This window comes from Roseivirga sp. UBA1976, assembly GCF_002336325.1.
Taxonomy (GTDB): domain Bacteria; phylum Bacteroidota; class Bacteroidia; order Cytophagales; family Cyclobacteriaceae; genus Roseivirga; species Roseivirga thermotolerans.
This window is the reverse complement of the sequence record NZ_DDDQ01000081.1, coordinates 1-14,251: the sequence shown is the minus strand read 5'-3', so window position 1 is coordinate 14,251 and position 14,251 is coordinate 1. Positions and strand designations below refer to the sequence as shown.

Sequence of the window (14,251 nt, the reverse complement as noted above, 5' to 3'; positions counted from 1 at the left end):
CTCCACTACGGTCGAGGAGGAAAGAAGGATGGCTAAGATTAGCCCACGGTTTTCCGATTAACCGATAACCGATCAACTTACTCAGGTGCAAGGCTGTGGGAGATGCTGAAACAGGTTCAGCATGACGTGGTATGGTTGGCTTTTGAGGTAGCCGTTGCTATGAAAAATATACTAGGAACCTGTTTCCTGTTTTTCCTGATTAACAGATCAACTAATACCCATAGGCGAATCAACCAATTCACCTCTTAGGCCTCTCCACTACGGTCGAGGAGGAAAGTAGGATGGCTAAGATTAACACACGGTTTTCCGATTAACCGATAACTGATCAACGAATAACCTACTCAGGTGCAAGGCCATGGGAGATGCTGAAACAGGTTCAGCATGACGTGGGTATGGTTGGCTTTTGTGGTACACGTAACTATGAATAATGAACTGGGAGCCCGTTTTCTGATTTCCGATTAACCGATAACCGATAACCAATCAACGAATAACCTACTAAGGTGCGAAGTCTTGTGAGATGCTGAAACAAGCCTGCCTGTTGGTAAACAGGTTCAGCATGACGTGGATATGGTTGCTTTTGCGGTAGCCTCAACTTTAAACATTAAACCTTGAACCCTTGAACTGCTTCTCCGAAGCAATTACGTCAATTGCCGTATTGAGCTGCACTATGCCAGAAGCTAGGTTTGTATTAACAACTAGAGAAAAATCAAATCATGAGAAAGCTTCTGTTTAATCCTTTTGGGCTGAATCCAATAATGTGCTCACTATCTTTTATAATTCTCTTTTTCAGTGGAAATTTGGCCTTTTCTCAGGTCAGCATTCCACCTACAAAAATGGAAGCTCACCCTGATTATGCCGCCTATCAGCGTGCCAAGCAAGCCAAAGACTTCAATGCCGCAATTCGTGCCGGAGCCAACCTGATAGAAACCTATCCCGGCAATTCGCTGGCTTTTGACCTGGTTGCGAGTGCCTTTTACAATATGAATAAACCTCAGGATGCAGTCGATTTTTCGAAGTGGGCTGTAGCCTACAATGCTTATGATGGAGCCGGAAGCTTCTATGGGTTTATCCATTCCGTCTTTGCCAATCAGCCGCTGGAAGCTGAGAAATTTGTGAGGAATATGCAGGCGCTTGGTCAGGATGCTGCCGGGATGCAGCGCGACTATCAGAGCCTGAACGGTTACCTCAACTCCTTGGCCAATTACAGCCAGCTTTCGGCCACTGTTCAAAAGGCGAGGGGCTATCTGGCTAATTATAATGAGGAAAGTATTAAGAGAGCCAAGGCCACTTTTGAGAATTTGGCTTCAAGTCTTGGCGCCACTTATGATGATATAGCCAACAACGAAAAAGCTGCTCAGATTTTAGCCGATTGGGTGAAAGCAGAAGAGGCAGTAAAACAAGGTCTGATTTCAAGGTACTTGCATGTCGATGCCCTAGTGAGCATTGCCAGCATGGCCGAAAAAGTAAATTTTGAGTTCGGTCAGAAGTTGGAGCCGCATTTGGAAAAGATCGTTTTCGATCAGTCGAACTATGCCTTAGCCTCAAGATATCGCGCTTATGAACGTTTGGCCAGGGTACAATCGGCCTTAAAACGATGGGATAAGGTGGAAGCTTCTTCGAACCTCATTATATCCGATCTCAGCGGTCAAATGCCATCGATTGCCACATTGGCCAAAGCTTATTTCTACCTGGTGATGGCCAAGACTGAAAGCAGAAATTACAAAGATGCAGCTGCTTTAGCCGATTCATATGCGGCTCAATTACCTAAGTTGAAATCTCCTGAATACATTGCCGAAGCCTATTATGTGATCTTGCGCGCCTATGCTTTCAACAAGGAAATAGACAAAGCTCAGGCCATTGCGCAAAGAGCTAAAAACTTCCTTAAAACTCAGGGAATTGAACAAATGAGCTATGTCTCTTATGTGAAGAATGGACTTTCCAGCATTGCCAATTTACTGGATAATGAAATGGTAGCTTCAACCGGAAATGCCTATAACGATGGTGTCCGATTGATGGAGCAAAAGAAGTATGCTGAATCAGCTGTTGAGTTTGAAAAGGCTAGGGCGGAAGAGGTTGAGTTATTGGAGAAAATGGATCCGCTGGAGCAGCGTGGCTACTTGGATAAATTCCAACGCATCAACGGATTTCTGGCCGGAGCTTACTACGAAACCAAGCAGTTCGACAAGATTTATGAGGTCATCGAGTCGAACCGAGCATATGCCTTGTTGAATGACAAACGAAGCGAGAAGAAGCAGCTATCACTGAAAGAATTGCAGTCCATTTTGGGCGAAAAGGAAGCCTATTTGTCTTTCATCGATGTTTCTAAGGGCACAACTTACGAAGGAACCTACCTCATGTGCCTGGTCACCAAAAATAATGTGGTGGTGAAGTATAATCGTTCAGCAGGTGCCTTTATAGATTTGCTCACCAACCAAAAAGCCCAGTTGATTGAGTTGGAAAAAGAACAGGCTCAAATGGAATTCAGGAAGGAGAACCTGGATTATCTGAACGGAGCGAAAGCACGCGTAACCAACACTTTTGCCAAGGGAGAATTCAAACTACTGACTCAATATTTGCGGAAGCATATGGAAGCCAAGGTAGTTGAAGGTAAATATGTTTTCTACCAGAAGGAGAACCTGCCCGACTTGCTTAACCGCTTCTATCACACCTTTATCAGTGGTTTGGATGTAGAGCTATTCACGGTGGAAAAGCTGACTATCAGCCCAGAAGGACTGTTGGGCACTATTCCATTCGATGCCCTGATAGATGACAATGGCCAGTATTTGGCTGAACGTTTCGAGATTGGCTACATTCCGAATGCCGCCATGCTTTATACACTCAGAATGCAACCTAAAAAGACTTATGAAATGAATGTGCTGGGTTTTGGTGGTGCTACTTATGATTTGCATTCGGCACAAAAAGCACCTTTGGCCTCCCTGGGTGATCTTGAAAAACTCCGTTACCGTGTGCGTGAAGATTTGAAAAAGGGTAAACCATTGGACTACGCTTTCGCCACATTCCAAACTGAGGAACCCATGTCTTATTTGGAAGGTGGACGCAAAGAAGTTGCTGTGATTCAGGAAATTGTTCCGAAAACCGATACACGTATGGATGCTATGATGACAGAAAATGAGCTGAAGCGAATGAGTGCTGCAGGTGAACTAGGCAAGTATCGTGCGGTACACCTTTCCAGCCATGCCAGTGTGCATCCTTATGTCTTCGATCTGAGTAGCATAGCCATGACCGTGAAGTCAACTCCGGTAAACGGAGAAGACGGCATGCTGGTGGTAGGAGAGTTAGAAAAGCTGAATCTGCCGGTAGACTTTGTAATGCTGAGTGCTTGTCAAACGGCTTTGGGTGTAGAATCTCCGGGCGATGGTATCAAAGGCTTGAATCAGGCACTTTTGAATGCCGGAGCTAACAGTACACTAACTTCTTTATGGAGTGTGAGTGACACAGGTACGATGTTCCTGACTGTTCACCTTTACAACCGAGTTTTCAATGGAGGTATGAGCACTTCAGCCGCCATTACCGATGTGAAAAGAAGCTTCATTAAAGGTGAGTTTGAAGGTCATACGCACCCCTATTTCTGGGCACCATTTATTTATACGGGGTATTAAAACGAATTCCAATTAGAACGTCATTCCGGAGTTTTCCTTTGAAAATTTCATCAGCTCAAAGGGAAATATCCGGAATCTCATTGAAGTTAAATCAGTCTTAAAAGGTTTTAGTTGATGTCTGGATTAGTCTCTAGGTTGATTGTAATTGCAGGGTTCCTTACCCTGCTTTTACTCTTTTCATATGTTCAGTTTTCTGAGAAAGGCCGAATGAAAATGCTAAAAGTTATTCCGGCACTCACCACCATCCTAGCCATTTGGGGACTCTGCACTAGTTGGTTATGGTTTTACCTTTTCAATCTGTATCTGAGTTTGCCTGCTTTGGTCTTAGCCATCGCTCTCAATGCCTTTTCAACTTGTAAAGGCCTGAACCCCAAACTCGTTCGAATCAATTCAATCCTTATTCTATCCGCCTTCGTGCTTGGTGCTTTAAGCTTTGTGTATTTTGATGTTTAGGGTGACGCGGTGTGGTTGGCTCGTTCGGCTTGAACTTTAAACATTGAACCTAAAGACTCTTGACCAATTCCCTAATCAACTAGTTCTCTGCTTCCTGGAAGTATCTAAGTCATTTGCCGTATTGAATGCCGTAGGACAAGCGGCTAAGTTTGAATACTAGATAAAGATAAATAGTAGTCTTTAGTTGAGTCGCAGGGTTACACCTGTTTAATTGAGAAAGCAGCACATACGGTGCTGCTTTTTTTGTTAACGTCCAACTAAAATGAGTATGCGCTCCAGTTACTAGAAGCACCGGAGTGCCTGTTTCGCAATGTTCTATCAAAGGACTCAGTTCGCATATTCATTTTAGTGTTTGCTGGAGCGGAGCAAGATAGCTTTAATTGAGTTGGGAGATTCTCCAGATGGAAGTTGCTTGTCTAGCCATCCATTTTTGATGTTCGGCAATTCTTTCTGGATTCCACTCACTATTCTCGTTTGCTACTCTCTGCGTGAGAGCAAATTCACTTTCTAGATATTTAGCTTTCTTAGTCAAGAAGTCAGTATTCCCAAGATCACGGTTAACACTTTTATTTAAGATTGTCATATTTCCAAGTCTATATACAAATTGATCATGATCTCTGTCTTCAATGTTATCCCAACCTTCTTGGATAGATTCTGGCATAATATGTTCGAGATTATATGAATCACTTTCAAAATCATAAGCATTGTTAGAAACATGTTTTTCAATTTCAAATAAAATGTATCTAACAACCCTTTTATTTCTTGCTTGAGTAGTTCGAAGTTCTTTTTCTGAAAAATCAGCCCTGAATTTATCATCAGAAACATACAATGTTCCTAGAGCGTTTATCAAATCTTGTAAAGTACTAATTGAATTAGTTGAAAGTTCAACAGCCAATCTGTTATAAACTCTTTCTTGTTCATTTGTAGCAAGATTACCAATGATATTATATCTAAATGAAATGACACAACAGGATCTCAATAGGGACGTGAAATCTGCCTCGGAAAATTTCTTATATCCAGATAGAAGAAGTGGATAAAGTTGGCGAACATTAAACATCCGAAGTATTTTTACATATTTTTTTTGTTCATTAGTCCACAGTGCATCCTCACCACTCGGTAGTGCAGCAAAAATGTGAGCACTACTTTCAAGATCACGCATCAAACTAAACACCTCACCTTTAGATGAAATACTTTCTCTTATCCGTTTAAATAATTCTGAATGTCTAACAAACCTGTTTTGACTATTCCAGTAAGTTCTCAGAAAGTCTGGTAGGCTATCACTACCAATTAGGCCAACAAGTCTCTCCCAACGGTTATCAAGTTCAGTCATTTCACGTTCGTCAGAACCATGATTATGGACAACCGCGAATAGGTAATTTTTCAATAAATCTGTTGAAGACAGCTTAACCCCTCTAGCATTCAGAGTTTCAAATACCTTATATGCATTCAGCTCATCATTGACTTTAATTACTGTGAAGAATAACTTATCAGAAAGTGAGTCAATGTATTGGGCGAGTATATCCCCTCTTCTGTTGCTGGAAAATTTTTGTTTTACGGCATTGAAAAACCAATCATAGGCTTTTCTCATCAAATGTTCTGTTGCTTTGAGATTTCTTTTTGGAGCAGTCTCCAAAGGCACTAGGTATGTTTGATAAAGATTATTGTTATTCCTGTTGAGGTTGAGCTTACTTTTGGGGATTAGAGTTACAGGATCCAAATAACCTATAAAAGTGCTACGAAGTTGATCAAGTCGCTGTTGATTCTTTTCTGGTTCTATGTCATCCTCAATGAGTTTTTTTAGATTACCTAAAAATGCCAATACAAGAATACTTAAGGTGGTAAGTCTTTGTTGACCATCAATTACATCATAATTCTTGCTGTCCTTCGATTGCAGAACCAGGTATCCCATATAATGTTCCTCTTCTCCACCTTCTTCGAATAGGCCCTCAATATCTTGCCACAGATCATCCCATTCAATTGCCGTCCAGCTATAGTCTCTTTGAAATCTCGGAACGGAGTAAATAATGCCGTTTCCGACCAACTGTCTATATGTTTGATTTGATGTGTCTAAGTTCATGGAGTAAAGTTACGCACCCAAATTCTGAAGTGCTAATTAGTTACATTAATTTGCTCCAGTGTTAAACATCGTGCATTTTTATGCACGATATATTTCTAATAATTTACAAAGAGTGTACGATAGCCAACCAATGGATGCTGTATAACGCGTACTATTTGAGTTTCCAGAAAAGCACAGGAGTTTAAAAAGTACGTGTGTGTTTTTCTTGCTGGAAGAAAAGAATTTAAACGAATAATTACAAGAGGTGTAGGGTTGAGAGGTAGTATTAGTCGTCCGACCAATTGTCCCCAACACAGCCAAACGTTTCGGTCTCAGTTGCTCTTACCAGTCATTGGTCTGACGACTTGGGTGTACAGGTTGTTTTGGGATGAGAGAGTAGGTGCAAGGTCGTGGGAGATGCTGAAACAAGTTCAGCATGACGTGCTATGGTGGGAGCTTGCGGTATCCGTCATTGTGAGAAGTAAAACCTGTGCAACAAGGTTTTATGACGAAGCAATCTCTCTGTTTGGAGGTCTACTGCTCAGAACTGACAGACCTGCCTGCCGCAGGCAAGTTGCCGTGTTACAAAATTCCACTTCGTTCATTTTGCATCTCGCAATGACGATTAAGCCCCAATTCCCCATTTCCCTAATCAACTAGTTCCCGAATCACCGAGACAGCTTCATTGATTCTGGTCTTTGTCTAGTGTCCCAAACTCTCAAAACTTGGATATCATTGGAAGATACACGGTAAAATATTTTGTAGTCTTTGACCACTTTTGAAAACACATTTTTATAGTTGGTTTGCAGGCCGATATGAGGATAATTGGAAATCAGTTCAGCAGATTTTTCGAACAGTTCTTCTAATTTTTCGGAGTAAGCGTCCGACTTGTTTCGATTTAACCAATACTTATAAATATCGGTTCGGTCTAAAATGGAGCGGGTAGTCCACTTTATTGTTTTAGCCATTGCTTAACTAATTGGCTCGCTTCTGCGTTCGAATGTAAATTCCCTGCATCAGCGTCTGTAATACCTTCATCAATAGCTTTTTTCTCAATATCGGAAAGCTCAGGAGTATGCTCAATGTCATGTTCCAGTTCCACAACTTTCAAAAGTTCATTTAGAAGTCGCGGATCATTGATGTCATTAACACGTTCCTTAATTCTTTCCTTGGTATTCATATTATACAATTTAGTCAGGTATGCCTAAACATACCAAAGTGTAAACGAAAAAGATGAAGTTTTCTTTTCACTGAGTCAGGTGCAAGGCCGTGGGAGATGCTGAAACAGGTTCAGCATGACGCGGTATAGTTGGCTTTTGTGGTAGTCGTTGCTATGAAAAATATACTAGGACCTGTTTTCTGTTTTCCGATTAACCGATATACTGATAACTAATCACCCATTTCCCTTAAGTCCAATGACAAATCAACCAAGTAATTACGTCAATTGCCGTATTGAATGCCGTAGGGCAGTAGTCTAGTTTTGGTACTTCAACCTGAAGTGGTTGTGTAAACTGAAATGACTATGAAAAAGAAAATATGTTTGGCGTTGCTAGTTTCGGTATTTACTAGCCTTAGCCTATTCTCTCAAACAGTAGAGGATGTGAATATCAAAAAACTCGGTCCTGCCAATTTGAATTATCGCAAAGAAGCCAAGAGGATAATGATTGCCGATTTTCAGGTAAACTATCAAACGGCACTCACCTTAGAAGATGAAAAGAAGGGCGGCAAAATGTGGCGTGGAGGTATTAAAGGCGATGCAAAAGCATCCATTACAGTTGTACTGGATGGTTTGAATCCAGATAATCTTCAGACTCTGACAGATCAACTGTATGCTGAATATGTGGCCGATTTAAAATCCCAGGGTTTTGAAATTGCTCCGATCGAGGAACTATGGAACAACAAGGCTTACGAGAAGAACCGTGAAGAAAGATGGGAGTTGAAAGCCGGTAATGGACCTGAGCAAGGTAAGGAGTTCGGTGTTATTCTTACCCGTCCTTCCACCCAAAAGTTTGTGGTGGCTCGGAGAACAGTAGATAAGGAAAATGGTGGCCCACTTTCTGGGTTGGCGGATTATGAGCAAGGCACAGAGAATAAAGTAATCAACCAGAAGACAGGCTATATCTTCAATAAGGTGGTCTTGGATGTAATTGTGTTCGAAAATAGCCAGAGCGAATTATCGAGAACCCTGAACCGTCATGCAGGTTCGGCACAAGTTAAGGCTGAAACTACTTTTAAGATTAGCGAGAGTAGCACTAACCGATTCGGTATGGGTACATTCTTCTCCAAAGGTGGAGTAGAGGTTGCTGATGTGATGGAAAGGCAGAAATTTGAAGCGGGTCAGAATGCCGACACTGACAGGCTTGGAACAGATATGGGTGTGCTTAGGGTATGGCGAGTTGAAGACAGAGAGAAAGCCAACTTTGCTACCGTAAAATGTGATCCGGCATTATACCTCAAAGGTGCGGAATTGGGAGTAGGTGCTTTCTTAAAAGGCACTGTTCAAGCTATGGCCGACAAAGCGAATTAATTGCTGATGACCCTTCAACCAAAATATTTAGCAATGTTCATGGTACTGCTGTCTCTGTCTTGTGAAAGTAAGGGGCAGCAGGCTTTGAATTCCTGTGGCGAGATTAAGAAACTGGTTTTCGATGCCGATTATGCCAAAGCTTATAGTTTGCCGGAACTTGAATTCGAATTAGAATACCCTTCAAATATGACTGTGGATTTCGCTGCCGAAGGTAAACGTAATCTGAACTACGCAGCCTTCTACACCAATGATGAAGCCGGCAACCGCAGCGATATGGTTTCTATCGGCTATTATACCTTGGAGGGTGACTTAGGCAGAACCATCGATGCATTGAATGAAAGTCTGATCAGCCAGATCAGAAGTCTTTATGTCAATAATTTCGATCTGAGTTTTGAGTTTTCAGGTAAAAAGGAGTTCGATGGCAAGGAATTTCACATGTTCCAGGCTACTGGCTCAATCGACAGGCCTGAGGCAAATTTTGCCGGAACTTATAATGTACAGGCCATGCTGATCAGGCCAACACCTTTAGCTGATACGGGAGTGATTTTCATTTTTCAAGCCAATCAGAACTCTGGGATATCTTCGATTGAAGATTTCGGAAAAAAGGGATGTTCTTCCATTATCTGGAACAGTTTAAAATTCAAAGAGTAGTCCAATTCAATTTGTTGTCTATTTTTAGTGATGCCTTTAGCTAAACACTTGCGCTTCTTAATAATCGCTTCATTCTTGATGCTCTCTGGGCTTTGTTCCTATGCCCAGAATATTACCCAAGCCGATATTGATGCGCTCAAAGATTCTCTCGCTTTAAAAAGTGGGAAAGAGCGTATCGAGTTTTTGGGCGATTTAGGTTTTAAATACCGAACCATTAACACAGATAGTGCCTGGCATTATGCTCGCCAAGCATATAAGGAAGCAGAGGCTTTTGGAGATGATGATCTTCAGGGCAGAATTTCCATGAATCTGGCCATTCTGAAAACCGAAGCTGGAGATTACGAAGATGCTATCAAATCCTATAAGCTCGCCATGAATCTAGTAGACTCAACCAATGGTTCGCAAACACTGAGCTTTGTATATCACAACATGGCCAATGCCTATGAGCGAACTGGGGTGATCGATACGGCTATTTACTACTCACTCAAGGCATTGAGGCGCTATGAAATAGCTAATGATTCGCAGCGAATTGCCTCTGTGAAGCTAAATATTGCCAGTCAGTACCGAACCATTAAGGAGTATGAGCTCTCGGAAAAGGTGAATATGGAATCGCTGGAAATGTACAGGGCACTTGGCAATGTGTTTTTTCAGGCGGCCATTGAGAATAATCTGGCCTTGCTGAACAATGATCAGGAGCGATACGAGAAGGCGCTTTCGCATGCACAAGAGTCATTAAGGCTTTGGCAGTCTATTAATCAAAGGTTGGTGGTAGCCTATAGCTATACCAATTTAGGAATTGCCCAGAAGGGATTGGGTCAGTTGGATGAGGCGGAAGAATCTTTGAAAAATGCGCTGGCACTTCAACAGGAAAGAGGCGATAAGTACGAGGTGATTTTCCTGAGAATGCATTTGGCCGATGTGCTGAATAGAAGAGGAAACTATTCTGAAGCGGCAAGTTTGGGTCTAGAAGCTTACCAAGGTGCTGTAGATGACGATCTGCTTACTTTCCAACAAAAGACGGCTCTGACACTTTCTAAGATTTATGAAAATCAACGCAACTATAAGGATGCCCTAACTTATTTGCAAAAGAGCACTGCTGCTCAGGATAGCCTGTTTCTGACGGAAAAGGCCAAAGAGGTTTTGAAGCTGAAGGAGCAATACGAAACCGAGCAAAAGGAGAATGAAATTCTGCGCCAACGAAATGAGCTAATTGAGAGTGAGTTGACCCTGAAAAGACGAAACAACCTTCTCATAGCCGGGGGTGGTTTAGTGGTCGTACTGTTGGTTGTGGGTGTATCCCTGATTAGAGTTCAGCGATTGAAGGCAGAAAGAATCAAGAATGAAGCTGCTCTGGAAAGGGCACTGGCTGAGGCCAAAGCACAGGAAAACCTGAAGGAACAACGCATCAGAATTGCCAGAGACCTGCACGACAATATCGGTTCGCAACTGACATACATCACTTCGATAACCGACACGACCAGAAAAGGAATTAACAAAGGAGAAGCTTTCCTGGCTGAAAAGCTCATGCAGATGAAACAGTTCACTTTGGTGACCATCTCAGAATTGCGCGATACCATCTGGGCCATGAACAAGGATGAAATAAGCCTGGAAGATATTCAGGAGAGAACGCAGCAGCTCGCAGCCACCATTCACGATGCCACAGATGACAGCATCAGGGTTCGCTCCGAAAGGGAGCCAAGCGACAAAGTACTGAATGCTTTTGTGGGAATGAATCTCTTCAGAATCATTCAGGAGTGTATCAATAATGCGGTGAAGCATTCAGAAACGAAAGAAGTGCTGGTGTCCTTCAAAGACATCGATAATAAGATAGAAATTGTAGTTCAAGACTTCGGAAAGGGCTTCGATACCGAAGTTCAAGGTTCCGGAAACGGACTTTATATTATGAAGAATAGGGCTGAAAAGGCCGGAATAGACTTTAGTCTGATTAGTGTAGTAGGTGAAGGCACAAAGGTAGAGTTGAGGGTAGGTTAGTTTGAAGTTTAAAGGTCAATGTAGGGTTGAGGAGAACGGGCAGCCTTTGTTGTCACAATCGGCACCGTCATCCTGAACGTGTTTCAAGATCAATTATATCAAGACCAAGAATCTAAAGACCCCATCCCGAAAAGTCGGGACAAGGTAACGAAGAGAGATTGCCACAATCGGTGTCCTCACCGATTGGTTGGTAAAAGTCATGATGAGAACACAATAGTAGGCGGTAGGTAAAAACGGATACTCAGTATTTTAAAGAGTAAGAAAATGAAAACAAGGTTGGCGATAGTAGATGACAATACATTCTTAGCGAGGGCTATCAATGAGAAATTGTCTGGTTATGAGGATTTGGACATTAAATACACTGTCCACAATGGCAGTGAGTTTCTGGCCAAACTGGAGAAGAACCATAACCTCGATATCGTACTGATGGACATTGAAATGCCAGTGCTCGATGGTATCGAAACGGTCAATATCGTTAAGCAAAAATACCCCCACATCAAGGTGCTGATGCTTACCGTTTTCGATAATGATGAGAATATATTCAATGCTATTCGTGCCGGAGCAGATGGTTATTTGCTGAAGGAAATAGAAGGTGAAAAACTCTACAAAGCTATCATGGAAACGATAGAAGGAGGTGCTGCCATGAGTCCTTCAATTGCAGTAAAAACCCTCAAATTGCTTCGTTTTCCTGAGAAACAAGAGTCATTCAAAGTTGAGGAAGACATTACCGAACTAAGTACCCGTGAGCAGGAAGTGTTGGAGCAGTTGGCGGAAGGATTGAGTTACACCGTTATTGCCAACAACCTGTTTCTATCGCCAAGCACGGTGCGGAAGCACATCGAAAACATCTACAAAAAGCTGCAAGTGCATAATAAGCTGGAAGCCGTTCAAAAGGCCAGAAGGCAGAGTTTGATATAGCAGGTCGCTTCACGATTAAGGTATTTTAAAGTTTATGCCTGATCGTGGCTTAATGGGTTTACAATCAGGGATTTATTAGGTGTTTTTTGACATTTTTCGTTCAACCATTTATAACCTATGCTATGCGCTCTTCTTATCAAACCACTAGGGCAGATTCTTGGACTGTGCTCAGAACATAAAAAGAAGGGCTGTTGATTGGTCCATCCGATGGCTAATTCCCGGCTTCCTAATGTTCTACCACCAACCACCAGGTATAAACCAGATACACGAGCAGTAGAACAGCAGCCTCCCAACGGTCTAGTTTTTTACGTTTTCCCATAAACATGGCCAGAAAAAGGAATAACGTGCCTCCCAAAAGTAAGTAGATTTCCCTGTTGAAGTCTGGCTGAAATGGAATGGGACTAATAAGACCGCTCACCGACAGGATAAGCAAAAGATTGAAGATGTTGGAGCCTATTATATTACCAATGGCAATGTCGCTGTTCTTTTTAAGGGCAGCCACCACTGAGGTAACGAGTTCGGGTAAAGAAGTTCCGGCTGCTACTATGGTTAGGCCAATTACTCTTTCGCTCATGCCCAGGCTTTCCGCTAACAGTACTGAGTGGTCTACTACCAGTTTACCACCGGCAATAAGACCGGTTAAGCCGGCTCCAATCAATAGCCAAATTTTGGCTGAAGAACCAGAGCTATAAGTTTCCGGTTGAGCCGATTCGGATTTCATTTGCCGAAACATGTAGAAAAGAAAGGCACCAAAAACAAGCAATAACAAGAACGCATCGGTATTTGAAAGAGTTGGTTTGCCACCCAACAACCAGTCGTTGGCCAAAAAAAGCAATAGAGCGGTGGCTAAAAAGGAGAGGGGGATTTCTTTCCAAACCATGCCCGACTGTACCGACACAGGGAGTATTACCCCTACAAGACCAAGTATAATGAACAGATTGAAGTTGTTGCTGCCAATTACATTGCCAAACACGATTTGAGGATGGTCTTGGTAAGAAGCCAGCGTGTTGACAATCAGTTCAGGGGCCGATGTGCCAAAAGCCACTATGGTGAGGCCAATAATCAGGTCGGAGACACCATATTTTTTAGCCAATTGGGTAGAGCCCGAAACCAGCCAGTCGGCTCCTTTGATCAGCAGAACAAAGCCCAACAGGATCAGCAATATTTGAGAAAGCATATGGCCTTTAGACGAAGTGCTTTTAAGAGGTCACCGAAATGGAGGGGGAAAGTTTATGGTTCATTGTTCATAGTTCATGATTTCATGCTTTATGAACAATGAATGTCTATGAACATAAAACACTAGCCCATTTGAAAGCTTCTCAGCTTTATCTGAGTTAGCTTGCGTTTGGTGTCCAGAGGGAAATCTCCTTGCATCATCCAGTCGTAATAGCCCGGTTCTCTTTTAAGAACATCGGCTACCGGGCGTCCTTTGTGTTTGCCAAAGTTGAAGACCTCTTCATTCTTGTCGTTATACACCATGCGTCCGGCCAGGTCTACCATATGGCTGGCTACCAGGTTGTGAATGGAGGCCATATCGTTTTCAATAGTGCCTAAATCTCTTCCGGAAGCATCAGTAACCGGTTGCCCCAAATACTTTTCAATTTGTGCTTTAAACACTTCAAAAGTGGCCTCGTTATCGGCTTCAGCACTGTGGGCCCCTTCCAATTCCTTACCGCAGTAAAATTTGTAAGCTGCCGACAGAGTGCGTTGCTCCATCAAAAAGAAAATCTTCTGAGCATCAATTAGCTTTTTCTGGCTCACCTCAAAATCTACTCCCGCTCTCAAAAACTCCTCTACCAGCAATGGCACATCAAAACGAACAATGTTGAAACCACCCAGATCGCACCCTTCCAGAAATTTGGCCAGGCTTTTTGCTATTTCCTTAAAGGTGGGTTTGTCGGCTACGTCTTCATTGCGAATGCCATGAATCATAGAAGCCTCTTCCGGAATGGGAATGGTAGGATTAACCAACTGCACTTTGCGTTCGGTTTCTCCGTTGGGCATTACCTTTAAAAAAGCCAATTCTACAATTCT

At 42.5% G+C, this 14,251-nt stretch carries 10 protein-coding genes; 5 read left to right on the top strand and 5 right to left on the bottom strand.

Translation table 11 applies throughout. The annotated features are described in order from the left end of the window. Positions 1–833 precede the first annotated feature (833 nt). A complete protein-coding gene (locus tag B3763_RS08060; protein ID WP_286745537.1) occupies positions 834–3,620 on the top strand; it encodes a CHAT domain-containing protein in 2,787 nt (928 codons plus the stop codon). An 829-nt stretch (positions 3,621–4,449) separates the two neighbouring features. On the opposite strand, the gene B3763_RS08055 is transcribed toward B3763_RS08060, so the two are convergent. The 3 genes from B3763_RS08055 to B3763_RS08045 all read right to left on the bottom strand — a co-directional run bounded on the left by B3763_RS08055 (position 4,450) and on the right by B3763_RS08045 (position 7,309). Further along, a complete protein-coding gene (locus B3763_RS08055; RefSeq protein ID WP_286745535.1) occupies positions 4,450–6,150 on the bottom strand; it encodes a DUF262 domain-containing protein in 1,701 nt (566 codons plus the stop codon). A gap of 647 nt (positions 6,151–6,797) precedes the next feature. Next, entirely contained in the window at positions 6,798–7,097 is a 300-nt protein-coding gene (locus B3763_RS08050) for a type II toxin-antitoxin system RelE/ParE family toxin (protein ID WP_286745532.1), read from the bottom strand. Continuing rightward, positions 7,082–7,309: a hypothetical protein gene (locus tag B3763_RS08045; protein ID WP_286745530.1), complete on the bottom strand. Its 228-nt coding sequence runs from the start codon at positions 7,307–7,309 to the stop codon at positions 7,082–7,084. The genes B3763_RS08050 and B3763_RS08045 overlap by 16 nt, the downstream gene beginning before the upstream one ends. 342 nt (positions 7,310–7,651) lie before the next feature. Between B3763_RS08045 and B3763_RS08040 the strand changes: the two genes are divergently transcribed. The 4 genes from B3763_RS08040 (at position 7,652) to B3763_RS08025 (ending at position 12,217) form a co-directional block, all read left to right on the top strand. Then, positions 7,652–8,656, top strand: coding sequence for a hypothetical protein (locus B3763_RS08040; protein ID WP_286745527.1), 1,005 nt, complete (start codon positions 7,652–7,654; stop codon positions 8,654–8,656). 33 nt (positions 8,657–8,689) lie between these two features. Beyond that, complete coding sequence (locus B3763_RS08035; protein ID WP_286745525.1) at positions 8,690–9,307, top strand: hypothetical protein; 618 nt, start codon at positions 8,690–8,692, stop codon at positions 9,305–9,307. Between the two features lie 48 nt (positions 9,308–9,355). After that, on the top strand, positions 9,356–11,299 hold the full coding sequence (locus tag B3763_RS08030; protein WP_286745523.1) for a tetratricopeptide repeat-containing sensor histidine kinase: 1,944 nt from the start codon (positions 9,356–9,358) through the stop codon (positions 11,297–11,299). Between the two features lie 264 nt (positions 11,300–11,563). Beyond that, positions 11,564–12,217: a response regulator gene (locus B3763_RS08025; RefSeq protein WP_189629850.1), complete on the top strand. Its 654-nt coding sequence runs from the start codon at positions 11,564–11,566 to the stop codon at positions 12,215–12,217. A 226-nt stretch (positions 12,218–12,443) separates the two neighbouring features. Here B3763_RS08025 and B3763_RS08020 read toward each other — a convergent pair whose 3' ends face one another. Next, on the bottom strand, positions 12,444–13,394 hold the full coding sequence (locus B3763_RS08020; RefSeq protein WP_286745520.1) for a calcium/sodium antiporter: 951 nt from the start codon (positions 13,392–13,394) through the stop codon (positions 12,444–12,446). A gap of 122 nt (positions 13,395–13,516) precedes the next feature. Then, positions 13,517–14,251, bottom strand: a 735-nt coding sequence (locus B3763_RS08015) for a 3'-5' exonuclease (protein ID WP_286745518.1), incomplete at its 5' end; no start/stop codon positions are given.

Coding starts and splice junctions, on each gene's coding strand:
- B3763_RS08055 (WP_286745535.1), bottom strand. CDS start 6,150: ATGAACTTAGACACATCAAATCAAACATATAGACAGTTGGTCGGAAAC.
- B3763_RS08025 (WP_189629850.1), top strand. CDS start 11,564: ATGAAAACAAGGTTGGCGATAGTAGATGACAATACATTCTTAGCGAGG.
- B3763_RS08040 (WP_286745527.1), top strand. CDS start 7,652: ATGAAAAAGAAAATATGTTTGGCGTTGCTAGTTTCGGTATTTACTAGC.
- B3763_RS08020 (WP_286745520.1), bottom strand. CDS start 13,394: ATGCTTTCTCAAATATTGCTGATCCTGTTGGGCTTTGTTCTGCTGATC.
- B3763_RS08045 (WP_286745530.1), bottom strand. CDS start 7,309: ATGAATACCAAGGAAAGAATTAAGGAACGTGTTAATGACATCAATGAT.
- B3763_RS08060 (WP_286745537.1), top strand. CDS start 834: ATGGAAGCTCACCCTGATTATGCCGCCTATCAGCGTGCCAAGCAAGCC.
- B3763_RS08035 (WP_286745525.1), top strand. CDS start 8,690: ATGTTCATGGTACTGCTGTCTCTGTCTTGTGAAAGTAAGGGGCAGCAG.
- B3763_RS08050 (WP_286745532.1), bottom strand. CDS start 7,097: ATGGCTAAAACAATAAAGTGGACTACCCGCTCCATTTTAGACCGAACC.